Origin of the sequence: Paracoccus shandongensis (assembly GCF_017315735.1) — a bacterium.
Classification (GTDB): Bacteria; Pseudomonadota; Alphaproteobacteria; order Rhodobacterales; family Rhodobacteraceae; genus Paracoccus; species Paracoccus shandongensis.
On sequence record NZ_JAFLRK010000007.1, the window covers coordinates 50637 to 68369 of the forward strand.

The following is a 17733-nucleotide window of genomic DNA, read 5'->3' on the forward strand; positions in this document are numbered from 1 at the left end:
AGAGCCATGTCCATCGCCATGCCCGCGCCCGATGCGGGCGTCATCGCCCGCGTGCCGCAGATCGTCGCGGCCCTGCGCGCGGTGCTGCCCCCGGATGCGGTGATCGACGACCCGCAGGAAACCCGCGCCTATGAATGCGACGCGCTGACCGCCTATCGCTGTCCGCCGCTGGCCGTCGTGCTGCCGCGCACGACGGCAGAGGTCGCGGCGGTGATGCGCGTCTGCGACGGCATGGGCGTGCCGGTGGTGCCGCGCGGTGCGGGGACATCGCTGGCCGGGGGCGCGCTGCCCACCGCCGATTGCGTGATCCTGGGCACCATGCGCCTGCGCGAGGTGCTGGAGGTGGACACCGACAACCGATACGTCCGCGTGCAGACCGGCGTGACGAACCTGTCGGTCAGCGCGGAACTGGAACCTTACGGGTTCTTCTATGCCCCCGACCCGTCCTCTCAACTGGCCTGCACCATCGCGGGCAATATCGCCATGAACTCGGGCGGGGCGCATTGCCTGAAATACGGGGTGACGACCAACAACCTGCTGGGCGCGACGGTGGTCCTGACGACCGGAGAGGTCGTGGACCTGGGCGGACCCGAGATGGGGCCGATGGGGCTGGACCTGCTGGGCATCCTCTGCGGATCGGAAGGCCAGCTTGGCGTCGTGACCGAGGCCACCCTGCGCATCCTGCCCCGCCCCGAAGGCGCGCGGCCCGTGCTGATCGGATTCGATTCGGCGGAAACGGCGGGCGAATGCGTGGCCCGGATCATCCGGTCCGGCGTCCTGCCGGTCGCCATCGAATACATGGACGAACCCTGCCTGCGCGCGGTCGAGGCCTTCGCCAAGGCAGGCTATCCCGACTGCCCCGCCGTGCTGATCGTCGAGGTCGAGGGTTCGCGCGCCGAGATCGACGACCAGATCGCCCGCATCCGCGCCATCGCGGGTGCCCTGAACCCGGTCGAGTTCCGCGAAAGCCGCAACGCCGACGAGGCGCTGGCGATCTGGAAGGGCCGCAAGTCGGCCTTCGGCGCCATGGGCCGGCTGGGCGACTACATCTGCCTGGACGGCACCGTGCCCGTGGGGCAACTGCCCTATACCCTGCGCCGGATCGGCGAGCTGTCGCGCCAGCACGGGCTGGAGGTCGCCAATGTCTTTCATGCGGGCGACGGCAACATGCACCCCCTGATCCTGTTCGACGCCAACACCCCCGGCGACCTGGCCCGCGCCGAGGCTTTCGGGGCCGACATCCTGCGCCTGTGCGTCGAGGTCGGCGGCTGCCTGACCGGCGAACATGGCGTGGGCGTGGAAAAGCGCGACCTGATGGGGGACCAGTATGGCCCCGACGATCTGGCGATCCAGATGCAGGTGAAGGATGTCTTCGACCCCGGCTGGCTGCTGAACCCCGCCAAGGTCTTTCCGCTGGAAGCCAGCGCCGCCCACCGGGCGAGGGCGGCGGAATGAGCGTGGCATTGGATCTGGTCCCCACGACCGAGGCCGAGGTCGGCGAGATCATCGCCGACTGCCACGCCCGCCGCACCTCCCTGCGCATCAAAGGCGGCGGCACACGGGTGGAAAACCGTGGCCCCGGCGAAACCCTGTCCCTGTCGCGCCTGTCCGGCGTCGTCACCTATTCCCCGGGCGAGATGACCCTGATCGCCCGCCCCGGCACGCCCCTGCCCGAGATCCAGCAGATGCTGGACGCCGAAGGCCAGGCCTTGGCCTTCGAGCCGCCCGACCTGCGCGCCGTCCTGGGCGGGAACGGCACGCCCACCCTGGGGGGCGTGGTTGCCGCCAATGCCTCCGGCCCGCGCCGGGTGCTGGCGGGGGCCTGCCGCGATCACCTGCTGGGGGTGCGCTTTGTCGATGGCCGGGGGCGCGTGCTGAAGAACGGCGGGCGGGTGATGAAGAACGTCACCGGGCTTGACCTGTCCAAGCTGCTGGCCGGATCGCATGGCACGCTGGCCGTGCTGACCGAGGTGGTGCTGAAGACCCTGCCGCTGCTGCCCGCCCGCACGACGCTGGCCTTTCCCGGCATCAATGAAGCCACGGCGCTGCGCATCTTCACCGCCGCGCTCTCCACCCCCTACGAGGTCTCGGGCGCGGCCCATGTCGGCGGCACCGCTTACCTGCGGGTCGAGGGGCTGGAAGGCCAGCTCGCCTATCGCCGCGACCGGCTGCTGGCGCTGCTGGCCGACTGGAACCCGCAGGTGCTGGAGGACGCCCCCTGGAACGCCATCCGCGACGCGGCGCATTTCGCGGGCAGTGGGCCGCTGTGGCGGATCCTCTGCAAGCCGACCGACGCGCCGGGCCTCTGCGACCGCCTGCGGGCGATGGGCGGGGACTGCTCGCTGGATTGGGGCGGGGGACTGATCTGGTATCGCGGCGTTGAAAACCCGCGCGCCCTTGCCCCCCATGCCACGCTGGTCCGCCGCGACGGCGCCGCAGGCCCTGCCTTTCCGCCGCTGACCGGCGCGGTTGCCCGGCTGCAGGACGGACTGCGGCGGACCTTTGATCCGGCGGGCATCCTCAACCCCGGCCTGATGGACGCGTAAGATGCAGACCACCTTCACCGCCCAGCAACTGGCCGACCCGCTGACCGCGCGTTCGAACGAAATCCTGCGCACCTGCGTCCATTGCGGCTTTTGCACGGCCACCTGCCCGACCTACAAGGTTCTGGGCGATGAACTCGACAGCCCGCGGGGCCGCATCTACCTGATCAAGGACATGCTGGAAAACAGCCGCGTGCCGGATCCGAAGACCGTCCAGCACATCGACCGCTGTTTGTCCTGTTTGTCCTGCATGACGACCTGCCCGTCGGGCGTGCATTACATGCACCTGGTCGATCACGCCCGCGAGTATATCGAGGCGCACTATCGCCGCCCCCTGTCTGATCGCCTGCTGCGCTGGCTTCTGGCGAAGATCCTGCCCTATCCCGGCCGTTTTCGGCTGGCGCTGCGGGGTGCGAAACTGGCGCGCCCGCTGCGCCGCCTGATGCCCGACCCCCGGTTGCGCGCCATGCTGGACATGGCCCCGCAGGACATCGCGCCCCCCAGCCTCAACGACCGCCCGCAGGTCTTCCCGGCCCAAGGCGCCCGCCGCAAGCGCGTGGCGCTGCTGGTGGGCTGCGCGCAACGGGCGCTGAACACCGACATCAACGACGCCACGGTCCGCCTGCTGCGCCGCCACGGCTGCGAGGTGGTGATCCCGAAGGGCCTCGGCTGCTGCGGCGCGCTGACCCACCACATGGGCCGCACCGGCGAAAGCCACGCGATGGCCGCAGCCAACATCCGCGCGCTGGCGGCGGAAATCGACGGCGCGGGGCTGGACGCGGTGGTCATCAACACCTCGGGCTGCGGCACGACCGTCAAGGATTACGGCCATATGTTCGCGGGCGACCCGCTGGAGGCCGACGCCGCCCGCGTGGCCAAACTGGCCCGCGACATCACCGAGGTCATGGCCGACCTGGGCCTGACGGATGCCACCCACGCCGCGCCGCTGCGCGTCGGCTATCACGCCGCCTGTTCGTTGCAACACGGGCAGGGGATCAAGGCCACGCCCAAGGAACTGCTGACCGACGCGGGCTTCACCGTCCTTGAACCCAAGGACAGCCACATCTGCTGCGGATCGGCGGGCACCTACAACCTGATGCAGCCCGCCATCAGCGCCGAACTGAAGGCTCGCAAGGTCGCCACGCTGGAGGCCACCCGCCCCCAGGTCATCGCCGCCGGAAACATCGGCTGCATGATGCAGATCGGGTCGGGCACCGGCGTGCCGGTCGTCCACACGGCGGAACTGCTGGACTGGGCCACCGGCGGTCCCCGCCCCCGCGCCTTGCAGGGCGTGAAAATACCGCAGCAAGGTTAAAGGCAGCCGCCTGGGCCTCGCGCGTCCCGACGATCATGTCACCGGCGCGGCCCTGATCGGCGCGCCCTGGCTGATCTGGCTGATGATGAGACCGCAGCGATGAGCCTCTTTTCCATCCGCGACCTGACCGTGAACGTGCCCGGCCGCCGGGCCGGATGATCGCGCTGATCGGGCATAACGGATCGGGCAAATCGACGCTGCTCAAGGTGCTGGCCCGGCAGGTCACGGCCAGCGGCGCCGTCGCCTTCGAGGGCCGGGCGCTTGGCGACTGGTGCCCCCGCGACTATGCCCGCCGCCTGGCCGCTTCAGGCCCCAGGACCACGGCACCGTCGCCCGCGCGATGGAGGAATGCGGCGTCACGCCCTTTGCGGACCGCCTGGTCGATACCCTGTCGGGCGGCGAACGCCAGCGGGCCTGGCTGGCGATGATGGTCGCCCGGCAGGCGGGCATCCTGCTGCCGGACGAACCGATCAGCGCGTTCGGCATCGCCCACCAGGTCGAGGTTCTGGCGCTTGTCCGCCGCATGTGCCATGAGGCGGGCCGCAGCGCCGTGATCGTGTTGCACGAGGTCAACATGGCCGCCCGATTCTGCGACCACGCGGTCGCGCTGAAGGGCGGGCGGCTGTCCTTGCAGGGCGGGCCTTCCGACCTGATGCGGCCCCACGCGCTGGAACAGATCCATGGCCTGCCGATGCAGGTGCTGACCCGCGCCGACGGCAGCCCGGTGGCCATCCCGCCTGAAGGATAAACCCGATGCTGCGCCAGTTCTTTGCCTATTACCGCCCCTTCATGGGCCTGTTCTGGCTGGATTTCGGCTGCGCGGTGCTGTCGGGCCTGCTGGAACTGGCCTTTCCGCTGGCGATCACCGCCTTCATCGACCACCTGCTGCCGCAGGGCGACTGGACGCTGACGGTAGCCGCCGCCGTGGGGCTTCTGGTGCTTTACGCGATCAACGCGGGCCTGCTGACGGTGGTGATCTATTGGGGCCACAAGCTGGGCATCAACATCGAGACCGAAATGCGCGCCCGCGCCTTCGACCACCTGACCCGGCTGTCCTGGCGCTGGTATGACCGCGCCCGCACCGGCAAGCTGGTGGCGCGCGTGACCCGCGACCTGGAGGAGATCGGAGAGGTCGCCCATCACGGCCCCGAGGATGCCTTTATCGCGATCATGACCTTTGTCGGCGCCTTCGCGCTGATGTTCTGGGTGAACCCGCAGCTTGCGGTGATCGTGGCGCTGATCGTGCCGGCGATGCTGGCCATCGTGATCGTCTATGGCGGACGCATGACCCAGACCTGGCGCGCCATCTATTCCCGCGTGGGCGATTTCAACGTCCGGCTGGAGGAAACGCTGGGCGGCGTCCGCGTGGTCCAGGCCTTCGGGAACGAGGCGCACGAGAACCACCTGTTCGCCGCCGACAACGCCCGCTACCGCCAGGCCAAGCTGGACGCCTATCGCGTGATGGCCGCGTCCAACGCCCTGCAATACATGGGCCTGCGGCTGGTGCAGGTGATCGTGATGGTGGTGGGCGCGGGCTTCGTTCTGTCGGGGGATCTGACCACCGGCGGCTTCGTGGGCTTCTTGCTGCTGGTCGCCGTCTTCTATCGCCCCCTGGAAAAGATCGCCGCCGTGATCGAGACCTATCCGCGCGGCATCGCCGGTTTCCGCCGTTACCAGGAACTGCTGGCGACCGAGCCCGAGATCGCCGACGCCCCCGGCGCCATCGAGGCCCCGGCCCTGCGCGGCGACATCCGCTTTGAAGACGTGGGCTTCGCCTATGAGGAAGGCCGCACCATTCTGGACGGCATCGACCTGACCGTGCGCGCGGGCGAAACGGTGGCCTTTGTCGGCCCGTCGGGGGCGGGCAAGACCACGCTGCTGGCGCTGCTGCCGCGCTTTTACGAACCGACGCGGGGCCGGATCACCGTGGACGGGCTGGCGCTGCCCGCCATGCGGCTGAACAGCCTGCGCCGCCAGATCGGGCTGGTCAGCCAGGACGTGTTCCTGTTCGGCGGCAGCTTGCGCGAAAACATCGGCTATGGCCGCCTGGGCGCGACGGATGAGGAGATCCGCCAGGCCGCCGCGCAGGCGCAGCTGACCCAGATGATTGAATCGCTGCCCGAGGGGCTGGACACGGTCGTGGGCGAACGCGGCGTGATGCTGTCGGGCGGCCAGAAGCAGCGCGTGGCCATCGCGCGGGCCTTCCTGAAGAACCCCCCGATCCTGATCCTGGACGAGGCGACAAGCGCGCTGGACAGCCAGACCGAACGCGAGATCCAGGGGGCGCTGGACGCGCTGGCCGTGGGGCGCACCACGCTGGTGATCGCCCACCGGCTGGGCACCATCCGCAACGCCGACCGCATCGTGGTCATGCAGGCGGGCCGGATCGCGGAAACCGGCAGCCATGCCGACCTGATCGCCCGGGGCGGGATCTACGCCCGGCTGGCGGCCTGACCCGGGCGCTGCCTTCATTCCAAGGGCCTTTGGACCGGATCGGCTGCGAAACCGTCAGGGAATCGCAGGACTTCCGGCGGAATGTGGTATCCTGGGCCATCCGGCATGGTTTCCCATGTCGCCCGCCAAGGCTTTTCCGTCCCGGTTTTTGATCTGGAGGTTTTCATGAAGACGACCCTGCACGCCGCAGCCCTTGGCCTTGCCGCCCTTCTTGCCGCCGGACCCGCCGCCCTTGCGGCGACGGTTGACAGCGTCACCGTTCCCCTGCTCGACTTCGGGGGCATCATCCACGATGTCGCGCAGGCGGGGCATTACACGCTCGACTTCTCGGGCGAGGGGCTTCTGGGCAATCCCGATTACCTGGGCTTCGCCGGCTATACCTTCGCCCCCGTGGCGGATCTGGACGAACTGCTTCAAGTCCTGGGGGGCGGCGTCAACTTCAGCGTCTTCGACGGAAGCTCGGTCGATCTGGGCTATCTGGAGGCCGGGGCCGATTTTGCGGCGGGCGTCCTGTCGGCGGGAAACACCACGATGATCCTGGTGCGTATCGACCAGCCCGTGCCGGTTCCCCTGCCCGCCTCTCTGCCGCTGCTGGCGGCAAGCCTGGGGGCGGCGGGCGTGGTCCTGCGCCGCCGCAAGCAGGCCTGACAGGGGCGCAAGGCCCCCTTCACCCCCAATAGGCGGCGGCGGTGAAGGCCTTGCGGTTCATTCCGCGCGCCAGCAGGTGCTGGCGGGCCTGCCGGGCCTGTCCCGCCTCGGCCGCGAACCAGACAAAGCTGCCCTGCCCCAGATCGGCCTGGGCCAGGGCCGCCAGCAGGTCGTCGCAACGCGTGACGCGCGGGTCGGCGGCCAGCGGTCCCAGGTCGGGACAGGCGGCGCGCACATGGGCCGTGACCTCGCCCCTTGCCAGGTCCAGCATCCGGGCGATGGCGGGCAGCGCGGTCTCGTCGCCGAACAGGTGCAGGCGGGCGGCCTCGGGGCACCAGCCGCCGCCGGGGCCGATGACGCCGACCTCGGCCCCCTCGGGGCGGGACAGGGCCCAGGTGCAGGTGGGGCTGCCCGCGTGGCGGAAGATGTCGAAATCCAGCCAGCCGTCCCCGTGATCGGCCACCGTATAGACCGGCCGGTGCAAGGCATCCGCCCCCACGGGCCATTCGGTCCGGCCCGTGGCGCCGATCCGCGGCCAGACCGGCGCGCGGCCCGGGGGCGGCAGAAGCAGGCGGAAATGCAGGCTGCCGGTTCCGAACCGCGCCGCATCCGGCCCCGACAGCCGCACCCGGATGAACCCGGGCGAACGCTGCGTGACCGATCGCACCCGCATCAGCGACAATCCCGGGGCCAGGGCCCCCGCATCCACGCGGTCCCAGGCGACCTCCAGCCCGGCCTCGGCGAACAGTTCGGTCGCGCTGTCCTGCAGGGTGCCGATCAGCCGCGCCTCGGGGGCCGAAAGCTCGATCCTGACGGCATCGCTGTCGGGCACCAGGCGCAGTTCGCAGCCCCAGACGAACAGGCTCAGCGCCCCGGGGGTTTCGACCAGCGGCACCTCCCAGGCGGCGGCGCGGGCCTTCAGCGCCGCGGCGGCCGCGCCCGAGGCGCGGGGAATGGTCCCGAAATTCCGGTGGCTGCGCAAAAGCGACATGGCACGGCCCTTTCCATGACTGCGCTTTCCCTATATCAAAGAAAATCACTCAACAATCCGGAAAGGGTCGGGACCACCCGATTTCCCGAAACGGACGGAAAGGCAACAGCGGGGCCGCGATGAGCTATCGTCACCAGATGACCTGCCATACCCAAGGCATCCGCGCGACCGAAGGGGTGCGCTGGCGCGGCCTGGACGGCATGGTCGGCGTCTTCTGGCGGGCCGAGGGGCAAAAGGGCGCGCGCGGCTATTACCTGTCGCCCGACCCGCGGATCGTGTTCTTCCTCAACGACGTGTCGGGCCATATCCGCATCGCCAACCGGGACGAGGGGGTGCAGGCCGGGGGGCGGCCAATGCTGCGGGCGCTTTACGTGCCTGCGGGCGTTCCGCTGTGGTCGGGCTTCACCGGCGCCCATCGCTTCGCGCATCTGGACCTGCATATCCACCGCGACCGGCTGCTGCGGATCCTGTCCCCGTCCTTCGGGGCGTCCGAGGCCCTGGCCATCCTGCAACGCCCGGTCGAGGTGCCGGACGCCCCGGCCATCGCCAGCCTGGCCGCGCTGCTGGTGGACGAGCTGTCCGGTCCCGCGCGCCACCCGGTCTTTGCCGAAAGCCTGGCGGGCAGCATCGCCACAGGCCTTCTGGACATCCCGGCGGGCGGGGACGGGTGCGCGGCGGGCGGGCTGACGCCCTTGCAGATGCGCAGGCTGGCCGCGCGGCTTCAGTCCCGCCAGGACCGCCGCCTGACGGTGGCCGAGATGGCGGCGGCGGTGGGGCTGTCGGAAAGCTGGTTCGCGGCGGTCTTCAAGCAGACGACCGGCCAGACGCCGCTGCAATGGCAACGGGGCCAGCGGATCGCGCAGGCGCAGCGCCTGCTGACCGAAAGCGACCTGACCGTGGCCGATGTCGCGGCCCGCCTGGGCTTTTCCGACCAGGCGCACCTGACGCGCGCCTTCCGGCAGGTCGCGGGGCAGACACCCGCCGCGTGGCGGCGGATGCAGTTGGCGGGGTGACGCGCGCCTTCAGAAGGTGTGACGCAGGGTCACGGCGACTTCGCGCCCGGGGTTGTAGTAATCCGCCGTGCCGCGCCCCACGACATGCTGGTCGTCCAGCAGGTTGCTGACATTCACGGCCAGGCTGGTGTTGTCCTGCACCTGATAGGTGAACGCCGCGTCCAGCGTGACCGAGGCATCGGCCTTGCCCGTCGCGTTCGAGATCGCGAAGTAATACGACCCGACATAGCGCGCGCCCAGGCCGAAGGTCATGTCGCCGCGCGTCTCGTTGCCCGCCAGGGTATAGTTCACCCACAAGGACGCCAGGTGGTTGGGAACCTCGCTGAACTCGTTTCCTTCGACATCCTGGCCCCGGATGGGATCGGACCGCAGAACCTCGGATTCCATCCAGGAATAGGACGCGATCACATCGACATTGTTCGCAAGCTCGGCCTTGGCTTCCAGGTCGATCCCGCGCACCCGCTGCTCGCCCACCAGTTCGCGGGTGATGTTGCCGGTATCCGGATCCGTCACCGAGACGCTGACATTGTTCTTGCGCAGGTCATAGACCGAGGCCGAGATCAGCGCAGTGGTTCCAAGCGGCTGGTATTTCACCCCCAGTTCATACTGCTCGCCCCGTTCCGGCTCGGCGCCGACACCCGGAGGCGCGACCGATTCCACATAGCTGACATAGGTCGAGAACTCGGTGTTGATCTTCCAGGTCAGCGCGCCACGGACCGAGGTTTCCGAATGATCGCCGCTGGCCTTGTAAGCGTCGCGGTTTCCGTCGCCGTCGAAATCGTCCCAGCCGGTGCTGGTGATGTCCAGCCAGTCGTGCCGCAACCCCACGGTCGCGATGAACTGGTCGTTGAACGAGACGTTCTGCTGCACGAACAGCGATTGGGTTTTGTAATCGTTGTCGCGGAACTGATAGGGCGATGCCAGTTCGCCCGGGGCGCCGGAATAAACCGGGTTTGCCACGTCAATGGGCGTGTAAAGTCCATAGAACGGCGCTTCGGTGGTGGACGCATCGCGGAATTCCAGCCCCGCCAGGGTGCTGCTGTCGAAACGGTCGAAGCTGCGGTCGTATTGCAGGATGACGTTGCCGATCAGTTCCTCGGCGGTGTTGTCGCCGCCGAAGTAATAGCGGCTGACCGAGGTGCCGGGGCGTCCGGCATAATCGAACAGATAGACATAGCCGAAGTCGCTTTTCAGATCGCTGTAGCGCAGGTTCGCGCGCAGGTTCAGGCCGTTTCCGAAGTCGTGTTCCAGAAGGCCGGTGATGCTGGAACGCTCGACGTTCTGGAAGTTGAAGTCCGGCTCGCCGAAGAAATCGTCCCGGTCGTATTCGCGGTCCAGCGGATAGCCGCCGCTGTTGGGGGTGTTCTCGCGCTTGAGGTAATCGGCCACCACGCTCAGCTTCGTGGCCGTCGTGGGTTGCCAGGACAACCCGCCCATCAGGAAGCGCGAATCGTTGCGGGAATGGTCATAGTCGCGTTCGCCGTCCTGCACCTTGCCCGTCAGGCGATAGGCGAGCGTCCCCTCCGCGTTCAGCACGTCGCCCGCGTCGAACCCGTATTCCGCATTGCGCGGCGATCCCACGGATCCGTAAACCTCGCCGAACCGCTCGAACCGCGGCTGCTTGGTCACGAAGTTGATCGTGCCGCCCGGATCCGAGGTGCCGAACAGGGTCGAGTTGCCGCCCCGGATCACCTCGGTCCGCTCATAGGCATAGGGTTCCTCGCGGGCGCCGCGCATGGATCCCAGCGTCAGCCCGTCGCGATAGGTCGTGGCCTGGAAGCCGCGCACCAGGAAATATTCGTTGCGGTCGTCGGTGCCGTAGTAATCGGTGTGGATGCCCGCCGAATAGCTCAGCACCTCCTCCAGCGTGTCGGCGTCGCGGTCGCGGACTTCCTTTTCCGTGACGACCGACACCGAGGCCGGGGTGTCCAGGATGCTGGTCGCCACCTTGCCGCCGACCCACAGTTCCCGGGCCACGACCGAATTGGCGTCGTCGTCGGCCTGCGCGTCCGCGTTGATCAGGATCGGGGACAGGCGATAAGGCGATTCCTCGGTCCCGGCGCCGCTGTCCTGGGCCAGGGTCGGGGCGGCGATCAACGCCGTGCAGCCCAGCAGAAGGGCCGTCAGGGTGCGGCGCGCGCCGCATGAAAGGTCATGTGCCATGGTTCAAGGTCCCGCGTTTTTCTTGTTGGTGCTGGCTGCCCGGGGATCAGAGAGGGTCCGCGGCTGGCTGGCCTGGAATGACCTTGGGCCCTCCGCGCCCGAGGGAAGGACGGGACGGCCGGCGGTCATGCTGGGCGGGCTTATAGGGACACGGTGGCGCGGCTGTCTTGCATAATCCCACTTTTTTTGTCGGAATCCATGTAAAAGTGCCGGGGCCCGCGCGGGCAGCCCCCTTGCCGGGGTTGACGCGGCCCTCGCGACGCGAAAAAGCCTGGCCTTGCCAAAGGAGATCGCGCCGATGATCCGTCTCGTTCCGTGCCTTGCCCTTGCGCTTGCGCCCGTCCTGGCCCTGGCGCAGGAAGGCTATCCCCTTGCCATCACCCACGCCTTCGGCACCACCACGCTGACCGAAAAGCCGCAGCGCGTGGCGACCGTCAATTCCGGCAACCACGAGGTTCCCCTGGCCCTTGGCGTGGTGCCGGTGGGCATGGCCGCCGCCAATTACGGCGACGACAATGGCGACGGCCTGCTGCCCTGGGTGGCCGAGCGGCTGGAGGAACTGGGCGCCCCGACCCCGGTCCTGTTCGACGAAGGCGACGGCATCGACTTCGAGGCGGTGGCCGAGACGGAACCCGACGTGATCCTGGCCGCCTATTCGGGCCTCAGCCGGGCCGATTACGACACGCTGTCGCAGATCGCGCCGGTGGTGGCCTTTCCCGAATCCGCCTGGACGACCGAATGGCGGCAGATGATCCGCCTGAACAGCGCGGGCATGGGCATGGCGGCGGAAGGCGAGGCCCTGGTCGCCCGGATGGAGGCCCGGATCGCCGAGACCGTCGCCCGCCATCCGCAGCTGGCGGGCAAGACGGCGATGTTCGTGACGCATCTGGACAGCACGAACCTGTCCGTCATCAACTTCTACAGCGCCCATGACACGCGGGTGAAGTTCTTCCGGGATCTGGGCCTGGCGATGCCCCGAAGCGTGACCGAGGCCACGCAGCCCGGGCAGTTCTTCGGCTCGATCAGCGCCGAGCGGATCGACGCCTTCGAGGACGTGGACATCGTCGTGACCTATGGCGGGCCCGCCCTGCTGGAGGCGATGAAGGCCGATCCGCTGATGGCGCACATGCCCGCCGTGGCGCAGGGGGCCATCGTGATGCTGGGCAACGACCCGGCGGGCAATGCCGCCAATCCCACGCCCCTGGGGCTACCCTGGGTGCTGGAGGATTACGCCGCCCTTCTGGCCGAGGCCGCGCAGAAATCCCCATGACGGCAACCGCCACCCCCCTGCCCCGCGCCGGCCTTGCGCCCCGGTCGAACCGCACCCGCCTGCTGTGGCTGGGGGCGATGCTGGCCCTGCTGGTCCTGTGCTGCGCGCTCTCGGTCGCCATCGGGACGCGGGACGTGGGCCTGGACGACATCGCGGGTGCCCTGCGGGGCCGGGCGGACAGCATCGGGCAGGCGGCCGTCGCCGCGCGGATCCCGCGCACGCTGCTGGCGGCCCTGGCGGGGGCGGCGCTTGGCGTTTCGGGCGCGATCATGCAGGGCGTGACGCGCAATCCGCTGGCCGATCCGGGCATCCTGGGGGTGAACATGGGCGCGTCCCTGGCGGTCGCGGTGGCGGTGGCCTTTTTCGGCATCGGTTCCGCCCAGGCCTATATCTGGGTTGCCATCGCGGGGGCCGGGGCCACGGCGGTCCTTGTCTATGCCATCGGCTCGCTGGGGCGGGGGGGGCCGACGCCCTTGAAGCTGGCGCTGGCGGGCGTCGCCATCTCGGTCGCCTTTGTGTCGCTGGTGCTGGCGGTGATGCTGTCGCATGGCAACGTGGCGGGCGGGCTGCAATCCTGGCAGGTCGGCGGCGTCGGCGGGGCGACCTTCGCGCGCATGGCCCATGTGCTGCCCTTCCTGGCGGCCGGTTTCGCCATCGGCCTGGGCTGCGCGAGGAAGCTGAACTCGCTGGCGCTTGGCGACGACATGGCGGCGGGTCTGGGGGAACGGGTGGCGCTGGCGCGGGGGCTGGCATCCCTGGGGGCGATCCTTCTCTGCGGGGCGACAACGGCGATCTGCGGGCCGATCGCCTTCGTGGGCCTGATGGTGCCGCATCTGTGCCGCTTGCTGGCGGGCGTCGATCACCGCTGGCTGTTGCCCTTCTCGGCCCTGGCGGGGGCCTGCCTGCTGATCGTGTCGGACATCGCGGGCCGCCTCATCGCCCGCCCGTCCGAGCTTGACGTGGGCATCGTCACAGCCTTCATCGGCGCGCCCTTCTTCATCTGGATCGTGCGCCGCGCCCGGGTGCGCGAGCTATGAGCGCGGTTGACGCCATCGCCACCGGACGCCTGCGCCGGGCCCGCCGCCGCGGCGCGGTCATCGGGGGCGCGCTGGCGCTGCTGGCGGCGGCCTTTGCGCTGACGCTGATGCTGGGGCAATCCTTCGTGCCGCCCGGCACCGTGCTGCGGGTGCTGGCGGGCGGGGACGTGCCCGGCGCGTCCTTCACCGTGGGACAGTTGCGCCTGCCCCGCGCGGTGCTGTCGGTGCTGGCGGGGCTGTCCTTCGGGCTTGGCGGGGCGGCCTTCCAGATCATGCTGCGCAACCCGCTGGCCAGCCCCGACATCATCGGCATCAGCCGAGGGGCCAGCGCGGCGGCGGTCTTTGCCATTGTCGTGATGGGGCTGGACGGGCCGATGGTGTCGGTCCTTGCCGTTGCCGCGGGGCTTGGGGTGGCGCTGCTGATCCATGGCCTGTCGCACCGGGGCGGCGTCGCGGGCACGCGGCTGATCCTGGTGGGCATCGGCGTCTCGGCCATGCTGGACAGCGTCATCGCCTATACCCTGTCGCGCGCGCCGTCCTGGGATCTGGACCAGGCGATGCGCTGGCTGACGGGCAGCGTGAACGGCGCGCAACCGGCGCAGGCCCTGCCCCTGCTGGTGTCGCTGGCGGTCTTCGGCGGGCTGCTGGTCAGCCGCGCCCGCGACCTGGAATCGCTGCGGCTTGGCGACGACACCGCCGCGGCGCTTGGCACGAATGTCGCCCTGACGCGCGTGCTGGTGATCCTGGCCGCCGTGGGCCTGATCGCGGTCGCCACCGCCATCACCGGCCCGGTGGCCTTCGTGGCCTTCCTGTCCGGACCCATCGCCGCGCGCATCCTGGGGCCGAACGGGTCGGTGCTGGTCCCGGCGGGCCTTGTGGGCGCGGCGCTGGTCCTGGGGGGCGACTACATCGGCCAGTTCCTGCTGCCCGCGCGCTTTCCGGTGGGCGTCGTCACCGGGGCCCTTGGCGCGCCCTACCTGATCTGGCTGATCGTGCGCGTGAACCGCGCCGGAGGATCCTTGTGAGCACCCATTCCCTGTCCGTCCGCGGCCTTGTCGCGGGCTACGCCGACCGCACGATCCTGCACGGCCTGGATCTGGAGGTTCTGCCGGGCCGGATCACCGCCATCGTGGGCGCCAATGCCTGCGGGAAATCGACGCTGCTGCGCACCATGTCGCGGCTCTTGTCTCCGCGCGCGGGCCAGGTGCTGCTGGACGGCAAGGCCATCCACCGCATGGCCCCCCGGCGCGTGGCCCAGGTCATGGGCCTGCTGCCGCAATCGCCCATCGCCCCCGAGGGCATCACCGTGGCCGACCTGGTCAGCCGGGGACGCCACCCCCATCACGGCATCCTGTCGCGCTGGTCGCGCCAGGATGACGAGGCCGTGGCCGCCGCGCTAGAGGCCACGAAGACCCTAGACCTGGCCGACCGCGCGGTGGACGAGCTGTCGGGCGGGCAGCGCCAGCGTGTCTGGATCGCCATGGCGCTGGCCCAGGAAACCGACCTTCTGCTGCTGGACGAGCCGACCACGTTCCTCGACATCAGCCACCAGGTCGAGGTTCTGGACCTGCTGACCGACCTCAACCACCGGCGCGGCACCACGGTGGTGATGGTGCTGCACGACCTGAACCTGGCCGCGCGATACGCCGACCACTTGGTCGCGATGGCGGGCGGCACCCTGCACGCCCAGGGCGCCCCCGAGGACGTGCTGACCGCCGAAACCGTCCGCGCGGTCTTTGGCCTAGACAGCCGGATCATCCCGGATCCGACCTCGGGGCGGCCGATGATGCTGCCCATCGGGCGGCACCGGATGGCTGTGGAATAGGAAAGACGGTGCCTTCGGGCGGGATCAGGAAACGCATGCGTTTCCCCGCCCGCCACGCAACGGTGCCACCAAAGACGGTGCAACCCATGACCACGGAAGGCCGGCGCCCGACCCAGGTGGGCGTGAAGCGCCCGCCGGGGGCGGGGCGGGCGCTGGCCGGGCCTTGAAGGCCCGGCGGTTCGGGAAGGACAGGCCGCGACGTGGCGAAGGCGATGGCCTTCGCCAGTCCGATCAAGCCGGATCCAACTGGCGCCGCGCGTCGAAGCGGTCGGCGTTCATCACCTTGGACCAGGCCTTGCCGAAGTCGCGGACAAACTTCTGCTGGCAATCGTCCTGGGCATAAACCTCGGCGATGGCGCGCAGTTGCGAATTGGATCCGAAGATCAGATCCACCCGCGTGGCGGTCCAGCGCGGCGCGCCCGTGCGGCGGTCGGTGCCGTCGAAGACCATCTGGTCGTCGTCCTGCGCCTTCCAGACGGTGTCCATCGACAGCAGGTTGACGAAGAAGTCGTTCGTCAGCTGCCCCGGACGGTCCGTCAGCACGCCATGGCCGGTGTGATCCCAGTTGGCGTCCAGCGCGCGAAGGCCCCCCACCAGCACTGTCATCTCGGGCGCGGTCAGGGTCAGCAGTTGCGCCCGGTCGATCAGCAGTTCTTCCGCCGGGACGTTGAACTTCTGGCGCTGATAGTTGCGGAACCCGTCGGCCATGGGCTCCATCCAGTTGAAGCTTTCCACGTCGGTCTGACCTTGGGTGGCGTCGCCCCGGCCGGGGATAAAGTCCAGCGTCAGGTCGTGACCGGCGGCCCTGGCCGCGGCCTCTACCGCCGCGTCGCCCGCCAGCACGATCAGGTCGGCCATCGAGACCTTCTTCGCGCCCTTGGCGTCGAACCCGGCCTTGATGCCTTCCAGCACCGACAGAACCTTTGCAAGCTGCCGGGGCTGGTTCGCCTCCCAATCCTTCTGCGGGGCCAGCCGGATCCGCGCGCCGTTGGCGCCGCCGCGATAATCCGAACCCCGGAAGGTCGAGGCCGAGGCCCAGGCCGTCGCCACCAGTTCCGCCCCGGTCAGGCCAGAGGCCAGCACCTGCGCCTTGAGCGCCGCCACGTCGGCCGCGTCGATCAGCGGGTGGTCCGGCGCGGGGATCGGATCCTGCCAGATCAGGTCTTCGGCGGGCACCTCGGGGCCGAGATACAGCACCTTCGGCCCCATGTCGCGGTGGGTCAGCTTGAACCAGGCGCGGGCGAAGGCATCGGCGAACTGGTCGGGGTTCTCATAGAACCGGCGCGAGATCGGGCCATAGATCGGATCCTCGCGCAGCGCGATGTCCGTGGTCAGCATCCCCGGCGCAATGCGCTTGGACGGATCATGCGCATCGGGGACCGAGTTCGCGCCCATGCCGTGCTTGGGCTGCCATTGCCAGGCACCGGCGGGCGACTTGGTCAGTTCCCACTCATATCCGAACAGGTTCCAGAAGAAGTTGTTGGACCATTTCGTGGGCGTCGAGGTCCAGACGACCTCAAGCCCGCTGCCGATGGTGTCGGCGCCATGGCCCTTGCCATGGGTGCTGGTCCAGCCGAGGCCCTGCAACTCGATGGCGGATCCCTCGGGATCGGCGCCCACATGGCTGGCATCGCCCGCGCCATGGGTCTTGCCGAAGGTGTGCCCGCCCGCGATCAGCGCCACGGTTTCTTCGTCATCCATGGCCATGCGCTTGAAGGTTTCGCGGATGTCGCGGGCGGCGGCCAGGGGATCGGGCTTGCCGTCGGGGCCTTCGGGATTGACGTAGATCAGGCCCATCTGCACGGCGGCCAGGGGGCTGTCCAGTTCCCGGTCGCCCTTGTAGCGGCTGTTTTCCTTGTCGCTGGTGGCCAGCCACTCGGTTTCGGACCCCCAATAGATGTCCTCGGCCGGTTCCCACACGTCCGGGCGCCCGCCGCCGAAGCCGAAGGTCTTGAAGCCCATCGATTCCAGCGCGACGTTGCCCGTCAGGATCAGCAGGTCGGCCCAGGACAGGCTGTTGCCGTATTTCTTCTTGATCGGCCAGATCAGGCGGCGGGCCTTGTCCAGGTTCACGTTGTCGGGCCAGCTGTTCAAGGGCGCGAACCGCTGGGCGCCTGCCCGCGCGCCGCCCCGCCCGTCGGCGGTGCGATAGGTGCCCGCGCTGTGCCAGGCCATGCGGATGAACAGTGGCCCGTAATGGCCCCAGTCGGCGGGCCACCAGTCCTGGCTGTCGGTCATCAGCGCGCGCAGGTCGGCCTTGACGGCCTCCAGGTCCAGCTTGCGGAACGCCTCGGCATAATTGAAATCCGCGCCCAGCGGGTTCGCCTGTTCGTTGTTCTGGTGCAGGATCTTCAGGTTCAGCTGTTCCGGCCACCATTCGCGGTTGGTCCGTCCCTTGGCCCGCGTGTTGCGGTTGCCGCCGTGCTGGATGGGGCAGAGCGCGCCGGCACTGGGGGTCTTGTCGTCCATGTCAT

General features: G+C 69.2%; 15 protein-coding genes. 12 read left to right on the forward strand and 3 right to left on the reverse strand.

From position 1 onward, the window contains the following. The first annotated feature begins 12 nt into the window (after positions 1–12). The 7 genes from JX613_RS07115 to JX613_RS07140 all read left to right on the forward strand — a co-directional run bounded on the left by JX613_RS07115 (position 13) and on the right by JX613_RS07140 (position 6960). Positions 13–1455, forward strand: coding sequence for an FAD-linked oxidase C-terminal domain-containing protein (locus JX613_RS07115; protein WP_207100841.1), 1443 nt, complete (start codon positions 13–15; stop codon positions 1453–1455). Continuing rightward, on the forward strand, positions 1452–2546 hold the full coding sequence (locus JX613_RS07120; RefSeq protein ID WP_207100765.1) for an FAD-binding protein: 1095 nt from the start codon (positions 1452–1454) through the stop codon (positions 2544–2546). The genes JX613_RS07115 and JX613_RS07120 overlap by 4 nt, the downstream gene beginning before the upstream one ends. A gap of 1 nt (position 2547) precedes the next feature. Continuing rightward, on the forward strand, positions 2548–3858 hold the full coding sequence (gene glcF / locus JX613_RS07125; RefSeq protein ID WP_207100766.1) for a glycolate oxidase subunit GlcF: 1311 nt from the start codon (positions 2548–2550) through the stop codon (positions 3856–3858). Between the two features lie 155 nt (positions 3859–4013). Further along, complete coding sequence (locus JX613_RS20370) at positions 4014–4286, forward strand: ATP-binding cassette domain-containing protein (RefSeq protein WP_419538822.1); 273 nt, start codon at positions 4014–4016, stop codon at positions 4284–4286. Next, positions 4199–4606 (forward strand): ATP-binding cassette domain-containing protein, encoded by a 408-nt coding sequence (locus tag JX613_RS20375; RefSeq protein WP_419538823.1) that lies wholly within the window; start codon positions 4199–4201, stop codon positions 4604–4606. Before JX613_RS20370 ends, JX613_RS20375 begins: the two co-directional genes overlap by 88 nt. Before the next feature lie 5 nt (positions 4607–4611). Next, positions 4612–6312, forward strand: a complete 1701-nt coding sequence (locus tag JX613_RS07135) for an ABC transporter ATP-binding protein (protein WP_207100767.1) — start codon at positions 4612–4614, stop codon at positions 6310–6312. Between the two features lie 165 nt (positions 6313–6477). After that, entirely contained in the window at positions 6478–6960 is a 483-nt protein-coding gene (locus JX613_RS07140; protein WP_207100768.1) for a VPLPA-CTERM sorting domain-containing protein, read from the forward strand. A gap of 19 nt (positions 6961–6979) precedes the next feature. Here JX613_RS07140 and JX613_RS07145 read toward each other — a convergent pair whose 3' ends face one another. Then, entirely contained in the window at positions 6980–7951 is a 972-nt protein-coding gene (locus JX613_RS07145; RefSeq protein ID WP_207100769.1) for a siderophore-interacting protein, read from the reverse strand. A gap of 119 nt (positions 7952–8070) precedes the next feature. On the opposite strand from JX613_RS07145, the gene JX613_RS07150 reads away from it, so the two are divergent. Continuing rightward, positions 8071–8964: a helix-turn-helix domain-containing protein gene (locus tag JX613_RS07150; RefSeq protein ID WP_207100770.1), complete on the forward strand. Its 894-nt coding sequence runs from the start codon at positions 8071–8073 to the stop codon at positions 8962–8964. A 9-nt stretch (positions 8965–8973) separates the two neighbouring features. Here the strand turns inward: JX613_RS07150 and JX613_RS07155 are convergent, their stop codons facing one another. Continuing rightward, positions 8974–11127 (reverse strand): TonB-dependent siderophore receptor, encoded by a 2154-nt coding sequence (locus JX613_RS07155; RefSeq protein ID WP_207100771.1) that lies wholly within the window; start codon positions 11125–11127, stop codon positions 8974–8976. A 298-nt stretch (positions 11128–11425) separates the two neighbouring features. Between JX613_RS07155 and JX613_RS07160 the strand changes: the two genes are divergently transcribed. Genes JX613_RS07160 through JX613_RS07175 form a run of 4 tightly spaced genes read left to right on the forward strand, consistent with a single transcriptional unit; the run spans position 11426 to position 15259 of the window. Next, positions 11426–12397: an iron-siderophore ABC transporter substrate-binding protein gene (locus JX613_RS07160; RefSeq protein ID WP_207100772.1), complete on the forward strand. Its 972-nt coding sequence runs from the start codon at positions 11426–11428 to the stop codon at positions 12395–12397. Beyond that, complete coding sequence (locus JX613_RS07165) at positions 12394–13434, forward strand: iron chelate uptake ABC transporter family permease subunit (RefSeq protein ID WP_207100773.1); 1041 nt, start codon at positions 12394–12396, stop codon at positions 13432–13434. Before JX613_RS07160 ends, JX613_RS07165 begins: the two co-directional genes overlap by 4 nt. Continuing rightward, entirely contained in the window at positions 13431–14459 is a 1029-nt protein-coding gene (locus JX613_RS07170) for a FecCD family ABC transporter permease (protein WP_207100774.1), read from the forward strand. Before JX613_RS07165 ends, JX613_RS07170 begins: the two co-directional genes overlap by 4 nt. Beyond that, positions 14456–15259, forward strand: a complete 804-nt coding sequence (locus JX613_RS07175) for an ATP-binding cassette domain-containing protein (protein WP_207100775.1) — start codon at positions 14456–14458, stop codon at positions 15257–15259. The genes JX613_RS07170 and JX613_RS07175 overlap by 4 nt, the downstream gene beginning before the upstream one ends. A gap of 231 nt (positions 15260–15490) precedes the next feature. Here the strand turns inward: JX613_RS07175 and katG are convergent, their stop codons facing one another. Continuing rightward, the gene (gene katG, locus JX613_RS07180) at positions 15491–17728 is read right to left on the reverse strand and encodes a catalase/peroxidase HPI (RefSeq protein WP_207100776.1); all 2238 of its coding nucleotides are present in this window, start codon (positions 17726–17728) and stop codon (positions 15491–15493) included. Positions 17729–17733 lie beyond the last annotated feature (5 nt).

Excerpts from the sequence above, each read along its gene's own strand:
- JX613_RS07120 (WP_207100765.1), top strand. The coding sequence starts at position 1,452 with ATGAGCGTGGCATTGGATCTGGTCCCCACGACCGAGGCCGAGGTCGGC.
- glcF (WP_207100766.1), top strand. The coding sequence starts at position 2,548 with ATGCAGACCACCTTCACCGCCCAGCAACTGGCCGACCCGCTGACCGCG.
- JX613_RS20370 (WP_419538822.1), top strand. The coding sequence starts at position 4,014 with ATGATCGCGCTGATCGGGCATAACGGATCGGGCAAATCGACGCTGCTC.
- JX613_RS20375 (WP_419538823.1), top strand. The coding sequence starts at position 4,199 with ATGGAGGAATGCGGCGTCACGCCCTTTGCGGACCGCCTGGTCGATACC.
- JX613_RS07135 (WP_207100767.1), top strand. The coding sequence starts at position 4,612 with ATGCTGCGCCAGTTCTTTGCCTATTACCGCCCCTTCATGGGCCTGTTC.
- JX613_RS07140 (WP_207100768.1), top strand. The coding sequence starts at position 6,478 with ATGAAGACGACCCTGCACGCCGCAGCCCTTGGCCTTGCCGCCCTTCTT.
- JX613_RS07145 (WP_207100769.1), bottom strand. The coding sequence starts at position 7,951 with ATGTCGCTTTTGCGCAGCCACCGGAATTTCGGGACCATTCCCCGCGCC.
- JX613_RS07150 (WP_207100770.1), top strand. The coding sequence starts at position 8,071 with ATGAGCTATCGTCACCAGATGACCTGCCATACCCAAGGCATCCGCGCG.
- JX613_RS07155 (WP_207100771.1), bottom strand. The coding sequence starts at position 11,127 with ATGGCACATGACCTTTCATGCGGCGCGCGCCGCACCCTGACGGCCCTT.
- JX613_RS07160 (WP_207100772.1), top strand. The coding sequence starts at position 11,426 with ATGATCCGTCTCGTTCCGTGCCTTGCCCTTGCGCTTGCGCCCGTCCTG.
- JX613_RS07165 (WP_207100773.1), top strand. The coding sequence starts at position 12,394 with ATGACGGCAACCGCCACCCCCCTGCCCCGCGCCGGCCTTGCGCCCCGG.
- JX613_RS07170 (WP_207100774.1), top strand. The coding sequence starts at position 13,431 with ATGAGCGCGGTTGACGCCATCGCCACCGGACGCCTGCGCCGGGCCCGC.
- katG (WP_207100776.1), bottom strand. The coding sequence starts at position 17,728 with ATGGACGACAAGACCCCCAGTGCCGGCGCGCTCTGCCCCATCCAGCAC.